The sequence below is a fragment of the Sphingomonas sp. CCH21-G11 genome (genome assembly GCF_001555965.1).
Lineage (GTDB): Bacteria > Pseudomonadota > Alphaproteobacteria > Sphingomonadales > Sphingomonadaceae > Sphingomonas.
Genome location: NZ_LSHX01000038.1, coordinates 21,672 through 34,885, shown reverse-complemented (window position 1 = coordinate 34,885; position 13,214 = coordinate 21,672). Strand labels below are relative to the sequence as shown.

Annotated in this window: 15 protein-coding genes; 7 read left to right on the top strand and 8 right to left on the bottom strand. The window is 66.4% G+C overall.

All coding sequences use genetic code 11. The annotated features are described in order from the left end of the window. The coding region (locus AX676_RS18325; RefSeq protein WP_231734718.1) for a hypothetical protein at positions 1 to 197 on the bottom strand (197 nt) is incomplete at its 3' end. A 17-nt stretch (positions 198 to 214) separates the two neighbouring features. On the opposite strand from AX676_RS18325, the gene AX676_RS11515 reads away from it, so the two are divergent. From AX676_RS11515 to AX676_RS11500, 4 genes are all read left to right on the top strand, one after another. Beyond that, a complete protein-coding gene (locus tag AX676_RS11515) occupies positions 215 to 1,357 on the top strand; it encodes a patatin-like phospholipase family protein (RefSeq protein WP_066481889.1) in 1,143 nt (380 codons plus the stop codon). A gap of 178 nt (positions 1,358 to 1,535) precedes the next feature. Further along, the gene (locus AX676_RS11510; RefSeq protein ID WP_066481887.1) at positions 1,536 to 2,321 is read left to right on the top strand and encodes a 3-hydroxybutyrate dehydrogenase; all 786 of its coding nucleotides are present in this window, start codon (positions 1,536 to 1,538) and stop codon (positions 2,319 to 2,321) included. A 99-nt stretch (positions 2,322 to 2,420) separates the two neighbouring features. Further along, entirely contained in the window at positions 2,421 to 3,059 is a 639-nt protein-coding gene (locus tag AX676_RS11505; protein WP_082731247.1) for a DUF4893 domain-containing protein, read from the top strand. 37 nt (positions 3,060 to 3,096) lie between these two features. After that, positions 3,097 to 4,401: an amidohydrolase gene (locus AX676_RS11500; protein ID WP_066481886.1), complete on the top strand. Its 1,305-nt coding sequence runs from the start codon at positions 3,097 to 3,099 to the stop codon at positions 4,399 to 4,401. A gap of 111 nt (positions 4,402 to 4,512) precedes the next feature. Here AX676_RS11500 and AX676_RS11495 read toward each other — a convergent pair whose 3' ends face one another. From AX676_RS11495 to AX676_RS11485, 3 genes are all read right to left on the bottom strand, one after another. Then, complete coding sequence (locus AX676_RS11495; protein ID WP_197417026.1) at positions 4,513 to 5,148, bottom strand: hypothetical protein; 636 nt, start codon at positions 5,146 to 5,148, stop codon at positions 4,513 to 4,515. Positions 5,149 to 5,220: 72 nt separating this feature from the next. Beyond that, on the bottom strand, positions 5,221 to 5,490 hold the full coding sequence (locus tag AX676_RS11490) for a hypothetical protein (RefSeq protein ID WP_066481898.1): 270 nt from the start codon (positions 5,488 to 5,490) through the stop codon (positions 5,221 to 5,223). Between the two features lie 117 nt (positions 5,491 to 5,607). Further along, positions 5,608 to 6,354: a Bax inhibitor-1/YccA family protein gene (locus AX676_RS11485; RefSeq protein ID WP_066481885.1), complete on the bottom strand. Its 747-nt coding sequence runs from the start codon at positions 6,352 to 6,354 to the stop codon at positions 5,608 to 5,610. A 123-nt stretch (positions 6,355 to 6,477) separates the two neighbouring features. Here AX676_RS11485 and thpR point away from each other — a divergent pair, with 123 nt between their 5' ends. From thpR to AX676_RS11470, 3 genes are all read left to right on the top strand, one after another. Continuing rightward, on the top strand, positions 6,478 to 7,011 hold the full coding sequence (thpR, locus tag AX676_RS11480; RefSeq protein WP_066481884.1) for an RNA 2',3'-cyclic phosphodiesterase: 534 nt from the start codon (positions 6,478 to 6,480) through the stop codon (positions 7,009 to 7,011). Positions 7,012 to 7,958: 947 nt separating this feature from the next. After that, positions 7,959 to 8,270 (top strand): glycine zipper 2TM domain-containing protein, encoded by a 312-nt coding sequence (locus AX676_RS11475; protein ID WP_066481894.1) that lies wholly within the window; start codon positions 7,959 to 7,961, stop codon positions 8,268 to 8,270. 93 nt (positions 8,271 to 8,363) lie between these two features. Then, complete coding sequence (locus AX676_RS11470; protein WP_066481882.1) at positions 8,364 to 9,554, top strand: glycosyltransferase; 1,191 nt, start codon at positions 8,364 to 8,366, stop codon at positions 9,552 to 9,554. A gap of 334 nt (positions 9,555 to 9,888) precedes the next feature. Here AX676_RS11470 and AX676_RS11465 read toward each other — a convergent pair whose 3' ends face one another. Genes AX676_RS11465 through yajC form a run of 4 tightly spaced genes read right to left on the bottom strand, consistent with a single transcriptional unit; the run spans position 9,889 to position 13,184 of the window. Continuing rightward, positions 9,889 to 10,263: an MTH938/NDUFAF3 family protein gene (locus AX676_RS11465; protein ID WP_066481879.1), complete on the bottom strand. Its 375-nt coding sequence runs from the start codon at positions 10,261 to 10,263 to the stop codon at positions 9,889 to 9,891. Next, a complete protein-coding gene (gene secF, locus AX676_RS11460; RefSeq protein WP_066481876.1) occupies positions 10,263 to 11,231 on the bottom strand; it encodes a protein translocase subunit SecF in 969 nt (322 codons plus the stop codon). Before secF ends, AX676_RS11465 begins: the two co-directional genes overlap by 1 nt. Positions 11,232 to 11,244: 13 nt before the next feature. After that, positions 11,245 to 12,843, bottom strand: coding sequence for a protein translocase subunit SecD (gene secD, locus AX676_RS11455; RefSeq protein ID WP_066481873.1), 1,599 nt, complete (start codon positions 12,841 to 12,843; stop codon positions 11,245 to 11,247). Further along, positions 12,843 to 13,184, bottom strand: coding sequence for a preprotein translocase subunit YajC (yajC, locus tag AX676_RS11450; RefSeq protein WP_066481871.1), 342 nt, complete (start codon positions 13,182 to 13,184; stop codon positions 12,843 to 12,845). The genes secD and yajC overlap by 1 nt, the downstream gene beginning before the upstream one ends. Between the last annotated feature and the right edge of the window lie 30 nt (positions 13,185 to 13,214).

Sequence of the window (13,214 nt, the reverse complement as noted above, 5' to 3'; positions counted from 1 at the left end):
CCCCCGCCGCTGCCAAGGTCGCGGACATTGTCGCTGGGATCGAGATCATCGAGACGCATTCGGGCATTCCCCCTTTGCCATGCCGTCACATGCCGGTCGGTATCATAATGCGCGATTCGCCAGGTCGTTGCACTGGCTTTCGCCATGCCGCTTTTTGGCAAGTCCGCACCGATCCGTTGTTGCGGCGCAGCACGCAACGTCGCATGGAGACGCCATGGCAGATATTGAGTCGAAGCCGCTGCGGCGGACCCGCACCGCGATGCCGCTCCCCGAATGCGTCGCGCTCGTCCTTCAGGGCGGAGGGGCGCTCGGCAGCTACCAGGCCGGTGTGATCGAGGCGCTGGCCGAAAGCGCGGTCGAAATCGACTGGGTGGCGGGCATTTCGATCGGGGCGGTCAACGCCGCGATCTTCGCCGGCAATCCGCCCGAACGCCGGATCGAGCGCCTCCGCGCGTTCTGGGACAAGGTGACGTCGGGCCTGCCCTGCTTCCCGATTTATCAGGACGATTATGTCCGGGAGATGATTCACGAATGGTCGGCCGGCGTCGTGGCGACGACGGGCGTGCCGGGCTTCTTCCGCCCGCGCATGGTGCCGCCCACCTTTGCGCCGCCGGGCAGCGAGGGCGCGCTCAGCTACTACGACACCGCGCCGCTTCGCGAGACGCTCGACGCGCTGATCGACTGGGATCTGCTCAACGACGGACCGGTGCGGCTGTCGGTCGGCGCGGTCGAGATCGAAAGTGGCAATTTCGAGTATTTCGACACGCGTAACGGTCGAATCGATGCGCGCCACGTCATGGCATCGGGCGCGCTGCCGCCCGGGCTTCCGCCCGTCGACATCGACGGCAAGCTTTATTGGGACGGTGGCATCGTGTCGAACACGCCGCTCACCCATGTCCTCGATCATCAGCGCGAGCCGATGCTCGTGTTCCAGGTCGACCTGTTTTCCGCCCATTCGACCCGGCCGCGCACGATCATGGACGTCAGCGCGCGCGAGAAGGAAATCCGCTATTCCAGCCGCACGCGCCAGATTTCCAACGAACTGCTTCGCCGCCGCCGCGAACAACAGACGATGCGCCGCGTGCTCAACAAGCTGCCCGCCGAGATGTGCGACGATCCCGACGTGCGGGCGCTGAAGGCCCAGGCGACCGAACAGCCCGTCAGCGTCGTCCACCTGATCCACCGCGCCAATGCGTGGGAAGGGGGCAGCCGCGATTTCGAGTTTTCCGCGCGCACGATGCGCGACCATTGGCAGGCGGGGCGCGCCGCCATCACCGAAACCATGGCCAACGCCCAGGTGATCGCCGCCAACATCGTCGACGGCAAGACGGCGGCGTTCGACCTGACGCGCAGGTGACCCGGCGTGGCTCGTGTCCTTCGATACGCCGCTTCGGCTTCGCTCAGCGGCTACTCAGGATGACCGGGTTCGGACCGACGAAGCCAGGATATTGTCCGCTCATCCTGAGTAGCGACTGAGCTTAGGCGAAGGCGCGTATCTAAGGACACAGAACTCCCCCCAACCACAGGAGTATCCCATGTTCCTCAAAGGCAAGACCGCACTCATCACCGGATCTACCTCGGGCATCGGCCTTGCCTACGCCAAGGCGTTCGCAGCGGAGGGCGCGGCCGTGATGATCAACGGTTTCGGCGAAGCCGACGCAATCGAAGCGGAGCGCGTCAAGCTCGCCGAAACCAGCGGCGCCAATGCGCTCTATGATGCCGCCGACATGACCAAGCCCGATCAGATCGTGGCGATGGTCGAACGCTGCCATGCCGAACTGGGCGGCCCCGACATCGTCGTCAACAATGCCGGCATTCAGCATGTCGCACCGATCGACGATTTCCCGCCCGAAAAATGGGACGCGATCATCGCGATCAACCTGTCTTCAGCGTGGCACATGATGCGCGCCGCCATTCCGCACATGAAGGCGCGCGGCTGGGGCCGCATCATTACCACCGCGTCGGCGCATTCGATGGTCGCCAGCCCGAACAAGTCGGCCTATGTCGCTGCCAAGCACGGCGTGGTCGGCATCACCAAGACGGTGGCGCTGGAAGTGGCGACGCACGGCATCACCGCCAACTGCATCTCGCCCGGCTATGTCTGGACGCCGCTGGTCGAAAACCAGATCCCCGACACGATGAAGACGCGCGGACTGACCCGCGAACAGGTCATCAACGACGTGCTGCTGGATGCGCAGCCGACCAAGGAATTCGTCCAGCCCGAAGAGGTCGCCGCGCTGGCGGTCTTCCTGTGCCGCGACGAGGCGAAGTCGATCACGGGCACCAACCTGCCCGTCGACGGGGGCTGGACCGCCGCCTGAGCCTGGCCGCACACTCGCCCGGCCAGGCATTGATTTCGCACTGGCCATGATCGACGGCGCTGCTACCATCGGGCACGAGGATGCGTGATGAGTGGCGTGATGGCGAGAATGACGGCGATATTGTGCGGGGTGGTGGCGTTGATCGGCTGCAGCGGCACGTCGGTGCCGCAATCGGCCGCAGCGCCGCCGTCGACCCCGCCGGCGATGGGATGGAAGCAGACCGCCACCCCGACCGACCGCGACCGGCTGCGGCGCTGGCGCTCGGCGTGGCTCGCGGCGTTGGCCGAGGCGCGCGGCAAGGATGATGGCGCGATCGCCGCCGATCCCGACCTGTTTTCGCCCGACCATGCGCTGGCGGGCGCGGTGCCGCCGCCGGGCGACTATCGGTGCCGGATCATCAAGCTGGGGTCGCAGGGCCACCGGCGGCTCGACTATGTCAGCTATCCGCGCTTCGCATGCCGGATCGAACATGAAGGCGATGTCAGCAGCCTGTACAAGATCGACGGATCGCAGCGTCCCGTCGGCCTGATCTTTCCCGACAATGGCGCGCGCGGCATCTTTCTCGGCACGATGATGATGGCCGACGAACAGCGCGCGATGCAATATGGCCGCGACAGCCAGCGCGACCTGGCTGCCGTCGTCGAGCGGATTGCCGACAAGCGGTGGCGGCTGGTCTTTCCCTATCCGCACATGGAATCGACGCTGGACGTGATGGAACTCGTCCCCGCGACACCCTAGTCCCAACCACCCCTCCCCCTCCGGAAACCCCCTGTCGATGCGCACCGCTCTCGCCCTGCTGCCGCTGCTGATCGCGGCCCCTGCGCATGCCGATGCGGTCGCCGACGCGACGCGTGCGCAGATGCCCCGGCTCACCGCGCTGTATCGCGATCTCCACGCGCATCCCGAACTGGCGGGACAGGAGGTGCGCACCGCCGCCCTACTCGCCGCCGAGGCACGCAAGGCGGGATTCGCGGTGACCGAGAAGGTCGGCGGCACCGGCGTGGTCGCGGTGCTGCGCAACGGCGCGGGTCCGGTGGTGCTGATCCGCACCGACATGGACGGGCTGCCGGTGGTCGAACAGACCGGCCTGCCCTTTGCGTCCAAGGTCCGCGTGGCGGCGGATGGCGGGGGCGAGACCGGCGTGATGCATGCGTGCGGGCATGACACCCACATGACCGCATGGGTGGCGACGCTCCACAATCTGGCCGCGATGAAGGATCGCTGGTCGGGCACGCTGGTGATGATCGCGCAACCGGCCGAAGAGCGTGGCGAGGGCGCGCAGGCAATGCTCGACGACGGGCTCTACACGCGCTTTCCGCACCCGACCCACGCAATCGCCTTTCACGACAGCGCAGGCATGCCGGCCGGGACGATCGGGATCAAATCCGGCTATATCTATGCCAATGTCGACACGGTCGACGTGCACGTGCGCGGTGTCGGCGGCCATGGCGCCGCGCCCAACACCACCCGCGATCCGATCGTCCTCGCCGCCCGCATCGTCGGGACGCTGCAGACGCTGGTCGCGCGCGAGCTCGACCCCCAGGACCCGGGCGTCGTTACGGTCGGCAGCTTTCACGGCGGTGCGACGCACAACATCATCCCCGACGAGGCGCGGCTGCAGCTGACCGTGCGCAGCTATTCGGAAACTGCGCGCAAGACATTGCTCGAAGGCATCGCGCGCATCGCGGCGGGAGAGGCGGCGGCGGCGGGCATCCCGGCGGACCGGATGCCGGTGGTGACGGTCAAGCCCGGCTATACCCCCGCCACCTTCAACACCGAACCGCTGACCGCACGGATGCGCGCACTGCTGACCGAACGCTTCGGCGAACAGCGCGTGCGCGACGTTCCCGCCAGCATGGTGGGGGAGGATTTCGGCCGCTATTATCTGGCCGACCGGTCGATCCAGAGCCTGATCGTCTGGGTCGGCGGCGTGCCGGCGGATCGCTGGGCGGCGGCACAATCGGGCGGCGCGGCGCTGCCTTCGCTGCACAGCCCGTTCTGGGCACCCGATCCTGAGGCTACCTTCGGCACGGCAGCGGAGGCGTTGACGGCAGCGGCGCTCGACATCCTCAAGCGATAGGTGGTCGCCCCGGCGCAGGCCGGCGCTGCTGGCCATGTCGCGCTTCCCGCTCTAACGGCCCTGGCCCGTACCGGGGCGACGGCTGGATTAAGCGCGGCGGCGACGCGTCGCTCAGCGCGCCAGCACCGTTGCGCCCACCGGCGCCGCACTCGTCTTGGGCAGGCCCAGCGTCGCGTAATAGCGTTCCGCCGGCATTTCGAGCCGGGTGACGCGCGGGGCGTTCATCGCCTCGATCGACTGGGTGAAGCTGCGCGGCTTCTTCATCAGCTTTTTCGCCTCGACCACGGTCAGTCCGGACCGCCGCATCGCTTCGGCCACGAAGTGCACGCAGTTGCGGCGATTGAGGTTGTAGGTGCTGTTGCCGCGCGGTCCCCATTCTTCGACCAGCCGAAGCACCGCGGCATATTGCGCATCGGTCAGCACGACCGAGAAGTGCGCGTTGCTCTTGTCGATATAGTCCTGCTTGGTCACATGGACGTCGCCCGGCACGTTCCCGAACAGCGCGGCGGGCGAGATCCGCTTGAGCGTGAAGCCATAGCTGGTGTTGACCGGTGGCCCGCCCGCGTCGGGCGTGCCGTTCAGCGTGAAGAAGGCATGCGGGAAGTTACTGCCGAACTCCTGCGACCAGAAGGTGATGGTCACCGCCGCCCGGGCTGGTGCCAGCGTGACCGCGAAGAACAGGATGAAGATCAGTAGTGCGCGTGCAGCCGCACCGACGGGGGATTTGAGAGACGCCATGATCGCCATGGCATAATTGCTGCGCCGCTTCAGGCAAGCCCGAAGCGGCGGGGGATGGTCGAATGCGCGCGCCTGTGCCGGTCAGTTCCCGGCGGGACGATCGCGCATCGCCGGCAGCACGGCGGAGGGCGGGTCCGAAGCATCCATCGATTCATCCAGCCCGCGGTCGAGCTGTGCATCGGCATCATCGGGGGAACCCTCCAGTCGATCGGTGATCGCCCGGTCGCTGCCGGCGTCGCCCTGCGGCGACTTGGGGGGTTCGGCCCCCGGATCAGGCGGTGCAACCGCCAGGCCGTCGAGCGCCTTTTCGTCGATAATCTGGGCATCGCGCGGGGATTGGTCGTCGGTCATATCATCCTCCATCTTCCATCCGCAACGCACCGTGGCCGCGCCCCGTTCCGGTCCAAGCAAAAAGGGCCCGGCGGTCGCCCGCCAGGCCCTTCGTCACTTTTGCGGTTCGCCCGGCGCTTAGTCGCGGCTGGAGCCGAACAGGCGCAGGATGAACAGGAACATGTTGATGAAGTCGAGGTAGAGGTTCAGCGCACCCATGATGGCCGCCTTGCCCTGCCACTCGGTTCCCGCCACCTGGAAGTAGATGCTCTTGATCTTCTGTGTGTCATAAGCGGTCAGGCCCGCGAAGATCAGCACGCCCGCGATCGAGATGATCAGGTTGAGCGGTCCCGACTGGACGAAGATGTTGATGATGCTCGCGACGATCAGGCCGACCAGGCCGACGATCAGGAAGGTGCCGAACGCCGACAGATCCTTCTTGGTCGTGTAGCCCCACAGGCTGAGGCCCGCGAAACCGGCCGAGGTGGCGAAGAACGCGCTGGCGATCGAGCCGCCGGTGTAGCGCAGGAAGATCGTCGACAGCGACAGGCCCATCAGGACGGTGAACGCCCAGTAGAGCAGCTGCAGCGTGCCGGTTGACATGCGTCCCTGGCCAAAGCTCATCGCGAAGACGATAGCGAGCGGCGACAGCATGATGAGCCATGCGATCGGGCCGCCCGATGCAATCAACGTATAAGCCGGCGATTCGACACCGCCCCACGAAAACAGCAGCGCGACGATGCCGGTCAGCAGCACGCCCGACGTCATGTAGTTGTAGACCGAAAGCATGTAGGACCGCAGCCCCGCATCGTACACGCCCTCGCGCGTACCCGCGGCCGTCGCATAGGGGGCGGCGGTCGTCCGGGGATCAGACCAGTTTGCCATCTCAGAATAACTCCTTTGCCCGGCAACGATGCCGGTTACCGGAAATATCGCGCTTCGGTCCTTGCTTTTCAAGCAAAACCGGTTCGTCCTGCATCGGGATTGAGGGTTAACAGGGCTGCCGCCATGCACCGCCTTTTCGTCGGGCTGCGTCCGCCGCCCGCCATCCGCGACGCGCTGGGCGCGGTGATGCGCGGGGTCGAGCGTGCGCGCTGGCAGGATGACGGCCAGCTGCACCTGACGCTGCGCTATATCGGCGAGGTCGAGCGGCCCGTCGCCGAAGATGTCGCCGAGGCGCTGTTGGGCATCGCTTTCGCCCCGATCACCCTGACGCTCGCCGGTGTCGGCCAGTTCACCACGCGCGGGCGAGTCAATTCGCTCTGGGCCGGCGTCAGTCCACACGACGCGCTGACCCGGCTGCACCTGAAGATCGATCGGGCGCTGGTGCGCATCGGCCTGCCGCCGGAGGGGCGCGCCTATCTGCCGCACATCACGCTCGCGCGGATGAGTGGCGGCGCCGGGCCGATCGACGGCTTTCTCGCGTGCAACGCCGCGCTCGCCAGCCCGCTCTTCACGCTCGACCATTTCCTGTTGTTTGAAAGCCATCTCGGCCGGGACGGCTCGCGTTACGAGGCGATCGCCCGTTATCCGCTCAAATAGCGTGACATTACGCACGCGCGACGCGGGCGCTCCGACGCACAAGGCGTGTTTCGTATGCCGTGCATTCGTTGCGAACGGGTGGGACCCTCGCATGGATCGGTGGGAAAACGCGTGCTCACGCGGTCCGCACGTCACGCAAAAGGGGACCGGCGTTTCCGCCAGTCCCCCGGTCGCCGGACTTCGGTTCGCCCGAGTTTCCCGAAGGCACCCGCGCCAACCTGGTTTCGGCGGCAACGCCGTGTTCGTGCCGCGAGCGGCCCTTCGCACGACGCCCTGGTCGATCCGTCCGATGCCGGTCCGCCGAAACGGCCCCACATCTTTCCTTTCGACCGACGACGGGGCCGCGCCGAAGCGCCTGTCCCGCCATCTGCGCTCCATCCACGGGTCCAGCTCGCGCCCTTCCCGCCGATTTCGCTCCCCGCCGCTGCTTTCGCGTCGGCGGGCTTGGTCCGCTCCGCTTTCCGTCCGATCATCGCGCCGCCGAAACGGCCCAATCCCTGGTCGATGCGCTTTCGTCCCGACCCGCTTCGCCGTCCGACCGTTGCCGGTCATATGCTCGTCAGGCCTCGTAACCCTCTGATCTTTCCCCGGTTTCCCGCGTTCCGATCGCTCCGGCTACAGGCAAAGAGTGTCACCTTTGACGAGTCGCACCAAGGGCGAATCGGCTGCGAGAGCCTGTGACTAATGTGGATAACGGGGATAACCCGGCCGATACCGGGCGTGGCGGAAATCGAGCGACGCGAACACCCGATAGTCGGTCGGGAGGACGATGCCAAGTCCGCCCACGCGCCGCATCGCTGTCGTTTCATCTACTCAACGGGGCAGCTCATCGCGGCAGCGGCTATGCAAGTCCCCGCATCCCGGGTTCCTGTCGTTTCGTTCATGCAACTCTTTCGCGAACGTCTACGTTCTGGTTCCGCAATTCAGGACAACAGATGGAGCAGACGATGCGTAAACTGATTCTCGGGGCGGCCGCGCTTGCGGTGGCGATGCCGGTGTCGATGGCCCTGCCGACCGACGATGTCCAGGCGCACCCGCGCAAGCGCTACGAGTATCGCGAATGGCGCGGCCGCGACGGTCGCCGCTATTGCCGCAAGCCCGACGGAACGACCGGTCTGGTGGTCGGCGGCGTCGCCGGCGCGCTCGTCGGCCGCACCATCGATACGCGTGGCGACCGCACCGTCGGGACCCTGCTGGGTGCCGCCGCCGGCGCGGTGGCCGGCCGCGAGATCGAGCGTAGCGGCAGTCGCTGCCGCTAACTTTCGACACGAAAAAAATGAACGGGGTCGCGTCATCCGCGGCCCCGTTTACTTTGCGCGCGACGTTAACGCCCGGCGTGCTAGACGCGGCGCATGCTGCGTGTCCTGACGCTCTCGACGCTGTTTCCCGACGCCACGCGTCCCAATTTCGGGATCTTCGTCGAGCGCCAGACGCGCGCGCTGGCCGCGTTGCCCGACACCGAGGTGCGCGTCGTCGCGCCGGTCGGGATCCCGCCCTTTCCGCTCGATCGTGCGCGTCACTACCGGTCGCTGGCGACGCTGCCGCATCACGAGACGTGGCGCGGGCTAGACGTGGCGCGGCCGCGATTTCTGAATCTGCCCGCAACCCGGGGCCGCTTCCATGCCATGATGCTGGGCCGGGCATTGCACCCGGTGCTGAAGCGGCTGCAGCGCGATTTCCCCTTCGATGTCATCGATGCGGAATTCTTCTTTCCCGATGGTCCGGCCGCCATATGGCTGGGGCGCAGGTTCGGCGTGCCGGTCTCGATCAAGGCGCGCGGGGCGGACATCCATTTCTGGGGGCGGAACCGGACAACCGCCACCCAGGTACGCGACGCCGGCAACGCCGCGCATAATCTGCTGGCGGTGTCTCAGGCGCTTGCCGACGACATGGCAGCCACCGGGATCACACGCCCTGTAAGCGTTCATCGCACCGGCATCGACCATGATCGCTTCCACCCGGCTGTTCCGGCGATCGCGCGCGCGGCGCTGGGGGTGACCGGCCCCCTGGTCGTCAGCGTCGGAGCGCTGGTTGCGCGCAAGGGCCACGACATCCTGGTCGACGCCGTCGCAAGCCTGCCGGGCGTATCGCTGCTGATTGCGGGCGAAGGCCCCGAACATGCCAGCCTCGCCGCACAAATTCGCGCGCGCGGCGTGCCCGATCGCGTTCGCCTGCTCGGCGCGGTCGCGCATGACGGGCTGCCCGGCCTGTACGCTGCGGCGGACGTCATGGCGCTCGCGTCGGCGAGCGAGGGCCTGGCCAATGCCTGGGTCGAGGCGCTGGCCTGCGGGACCCCGATCGTCGTCACCGATGCCGGCGGTGCGCGCGAGCTGATCGACCGTCCCGCTGCCGGCCGCATCGTGCCGCGCACGCCCGCGGCCTTTGCGGCCGCGATCGCCGAATTGATTTCCGCGCCGCCGGGCCCGCGCGAAGTGGCCGAAACCGTCGGAGCCTATGATTGGCAAACCAATGCCACGTCGCTGCGAACGATGCTGGCTGCGTGTGTCGCCACTTCGATGGGTCCGCAAACGCGTGCGAACTGAACGAGACGTTCGGGTGAAGCAGAAGTTTTGAGCCGACCGGCGAATACTCCATTTTGGTTCAAATGTTTCGCCGAATTGGCTGGCAAAAGCGTATCGTATTAACGAAGTTGATTAGTCCAGGATCGTATATCGTAACGATCGCTCCATTGGCGCTGCAGCATTTGATATGGAAGACGATCCGGTCCCGGTCTGGTCTCTGCGACGGCGCTTCTTCACCATCGTGCTGTGCGCCATGCTCGCCTGGGTACCAATTCTCGTTCTGGCCTGGCTGATCCTCTGACGCGGACCGGCTCGTAGGTTCGCCTGTCGTTGCAAATCGATCGATCGCGCGCGATCAGCCCAACGGATAAAGGCCGGCCGCGATCCATCGTAATTCGGCGCGCAGCACGCCCCAGGCGCGCGCCGCCGCCCGGCTGTCCATGAACTCCACCCCGACACCGCGCGCGTCCAGCGCCGCGACCAGGGCCGCGGGCGGCCGCATCATGCGCGTGCCGGTGCCGAGCAGGATGAACTCGGGCAACGGATCGAGCACGAGCAGCGGTGCCAGGTCGTCGATGGCGAGCGCGTCGACGGCGGGCGGCATCCATTGATCGGCGCGCAGCGGCGTGATCGCCAGCGCGGGATAGATGCCGTCATCGACGCGGAAACCCCGCGCGCCCATCCCGGAAATCATCGGCCCCTGCGGCTTGCCCGCGCGGTCGAGCCGCATCAGGGCTGCTCGCGCACCACGCGTTCGGCGCCCTTGGCTGCGCCGGTCGCCTCCTTGGGCAGGAAGCTGTCGGGATTGAGCTTCAGCCAGATGAGGATCGCCGCCGACACATAGACCGAAGAGAAGGTGCCGATCACGATGCCGAGCAGCATCGCGGCGGTGAAGCCGAAGATCACTTCCGGACCCAGCAGCAGCAGGATGGTCAACGTGATGCCCAGCGACAGGCTGGTGACGACCGTGCGCGACAGCGTTTCGTTGATCGACAGGTCGAGCAGCGCCACCATGTCCATCTTGCGGTACTTGCGCATATTCTCGCGGATGCGGTCATAGACGACGATCGTGTCGTTGAGCGAATAGCCGATGATCGTCAGGATTGCGGCGACGATGTTGAGGTCGAACTCGAGCTGGGTCAGCGCAAAGAAGCCGAGCGTCAGCACGACGTCGTGGAACAGCGCGAACAGCGCGCCGATCCCGAACTGCCATTCGAAGCGGAACCAGATGTAGAGCGAGATGCCCAGCATCGCGAGCGCAAGGCTGATCGCGCCGACGCGGAACAGCTCCTGGCTGACCTTGCCCGACACGCTTTCGACGCCGCTGATCCGCGCGCCGGGATAGTCTTTCGTGATCGCCGCACGAAGCTTGGCGACGGCCTGGTCGGCGGCCTCGTCGCCGCCATCGGGCAATGGGGTGCGAATGCCGACTTCGTTGGGACTGCCGAACTGCTGGATCGTCGCCTCGCCGATCCCGAGCGCGTCGACGCGTGCGCGCAGCTGCTCGGTCGCCACCGGCTGGGGGAAGGTGACACGCAGCGACTGGCCGCCGATGAAGTCGATGCCGAGATTGAAGCCCTTGACCGCGCACAGCGCGATGGACGCCGCCAGCAGCAGCAACGAGATCACCATGGCGACGTTGCGCCATTTCAGGAACGAAATGTTGGTGCTGTCGGGGACGAGCTTCAACGGGCGCATGGGCGGCGGGCCTTCAAATGTTCAGGGTCTTCGGGCGGTTGCGCTTCAGCCAGTCGGCGACGAGCAGCCGGGTGAAGGTGACGCCGGTGAAGACCGAGGTGACGATGCCGATCGCCAGCACGACCGCGAAGCCGCGGATCGGGCCGGAGCCGAAGAAGAACATGATCGCCGCCGAGATCACGTTGGTGATATTGGCGTCGAAAATCGCGGTCGATGCTTCCTTGTAGCCGAACTCGACCGCCTGGATGGTGCCGCGCGGTCGGCGCACCTCTTCGCGGATGCGTTCGTTGATCAGCACGTTGGCGTCGACCGCCGCGCCGATCGTCAGCACGAAGCCGGCAATGCCGGGCAGCGTCAGCGTCGCGTTCAGCAGCGCCATGATGCCCAGGATCATGATCGCGTTCACCAGCAGCGCGAGCGTCGTGTAAACGCCGAAGCGGACATAGGTGACGACCATGAAGATCATCAGCGCGACGCTGGCGACGACGCCCGCGATCACGCCCGAGCGGATCGAGTCCGCGCCGAGCTCGGCGGAAACGGAGCTTTCCTGAACCACCTTGAGGTCAACGGGCAGCTTGCCCGAACGCAGCGCGATCGCGAGCTCGTTGGCGCTTTCGACGGTGAAGCCGCCCTGGATCGTCGCGCGGCCGCCCAGGATCGGCTCGTTGATGTTCGGCGCGGAAATGACCTGATTGTCGACGATGATCGCGAACGGGCGATTGACGTTCTCGCGCGTGACCCGGGCAAAGCGATTGCCACCGGCAGCGTCAAATGTGATCGCCACGATCGGCGATCCGTTCTGGGGATCGAATTCCTGACGCGCATCGACGATCTGGTCGCCGGAAATCAGCGTCTGGCGCTTGACCGCGATCGGCGCCGCACCCTCGGCATAGAGCAGGATCTCGCTGCCGATCGGCGCCTGGCCGCGCGCGATCTGGCCGGGATCGGCATTGACATCGACCAGCTTGAAATCGAGCCGCGCGGTCTTGCCCAGCAGCGCCTTCAGCGCCTCGGGATCCTGGAGGCCGGGTACCTGCACGACGATGCGGTTGCTGCCCTGGCGCACGATCGTCGGTTCGCGCGTGCCGAGTTCGTCGATGCGGCGGCGCACGACCTCGGTCGCGTCCGCCATCGCGCGGTCGATCGCCTGGTCGAGCCCCGCCTGCGTCTGGGTCAGCACGAAGCGGCTCTGGTCGACCACCTCGATATTCCATTCGCGCTGGCCGGTCAGGCCCGCGCCGCTGCCGGTGATGCCCAGCAACCGTTCGCGCGCCGCGTCGACCTGCGACGGATCGCGCAGCATGAAGCTCAGCCGGTTGTCGCGCGTCGAAATGTCGCCGATCGAGATGCGCGGGTTCTGGCGACGCATCTCGGTCGCCACCTGTTCGCGCAGCGATTCCAGCCGCGTCGTCGCGACCTGATCGGTATCGGCTTCGAGCAGGATATAGCTGCCGCCCGCCAGGTCGAGCCCGAGGTTGATCGTCGGCTTGGGCAGCCAGGCGGGAAGCTGGCCGCGGACCCGTTCCGGCAGCATGCTCGGAATCGCGAGCAGCAAGCAGACGGCGATCGTCGCCCAGACCGCCCAGATTTTCCAGCGGGGAAAGTCGAGCATCAGTCGTTCGCAGGCTTGCCGCCGCCGACCGGCGTCACTTCGGCGAGCGTCATCTTGACCACCTTGACCCGCGTGTTGGGCGCGATCTCGACCTCGACAAAGCTATCCTCGACCTTGGTCACCTTGCCGACCAGCCCGCCGGCAGTCACGACCTGGTCGTTCTTCTTGACCGCGGCGATCGACGCCTGAAGCTGCTTCACCCGGCGCTGCTGCGGCCGGATCATCAGGAAATAGAATGCGACAAAGATCAGGATCAGCGGCGCGATCTGCAGGATGCCGCCCAGCGGGCCGGCTGGGCCGGCGGCTGCGGCGGATTGAGCGAAAGCAGGCGTTACGAACATGGGTTGCCAAAATCCGGATGGAGCGGAGGC

Coding starts and splice junctions, on each gene's coding strand:
- AX676_RS11515 (WP_066481889.1), top strand. CDS start 215: ATGGCAGATATTGAGTCGAAGCCGCTGCGGCGGACCCGCACCGCGATG.
- AX676_RS11510 (WP_066481887.1), top strand. CDS start 1,536: ATGTTCCTCAAAGGCAAGACCGCACTCATCACCGGATCTACCTCGGGC.
- AX676_RS11505 (WP_082731247.1), top strand. CDS start 2,421: ATGGCGAGAATGACGGCGATATTGTGCGGGGTGGTGGCGTTGATCGGC.
- AX676_RS11500 (WP_066481886.1), top strand. CDS start 3,097: ATGCGCACCGCTCTCGCCCTGCTGCCGCTGCTGATCGCGGCCCCTGCG.
- AX676_RS11495 (WP_197417026.1), bottom strand. CDS start 5,148: ATGGCGATCATGGCGTCTCTCAAATCCCCCGTCGGTGCGGCTGCACGC.
- AX676_RS11490 (WP_066481898.1), bottom strand. CDS start 5,490: ATGACCGACGACCAATCCCCGCGCGATGCCCAGATTATCGACGAAAAG.
- AX676_RS11485 (WP_066481885.1), bottom strand. CDS start 6,354: ATGGCAAACTGGTCTGATCCCCGGACGACCGCCGCCCCCTATGCGACG.
- thpR (WP_066481884.1), top strand. CDS start 6,478: ATGCACCGCCTTTTCGTCGGGCTGCGTCCGCCGCCCGCCATCCGCGAC.
- AX676_RS11475 (WP_066481894.1), top strand. CDS start 7,959: ATGCGTAAACTGATTCTCGGGGCGGCCGCGCTTGCGGTGGCGATGCCG.
- AX676_RS11470 (WP_066481882.1), top strand. CDS start 8,364: ATGCTGCGTGTCCTGACGCTCTCGACGCTGTTTCCCGACGCCACGCGT.
- AX676_RS11465 (WP_066481879.1), bottom strand. CDS start 10,263: ATGCGGCTCGACCGCGCGGGCAAGCCGCAGGGGCCGATGATTTCCGGG.
- secF (WP_066481876.1), bottom strand. CDS start 11,231: ATGCGCCCGTTGAAGCTCGTCCCCGACAGCACCAACATTTCGTTCCTG.
- secD (WP_066481873.1), bottom strand. CDS start 12,843: ATGCTCGACTTTCCCCGCTGGAAAATCTGGGCGGTCTGGGCGACGATC.
- yajC (WP_066481871.1), bottom strand. CDS start 13,184: ATGTTCGTAACGCCTGCTTTCGCTCAATCCGCCGCAGCCGCCGGCCCA.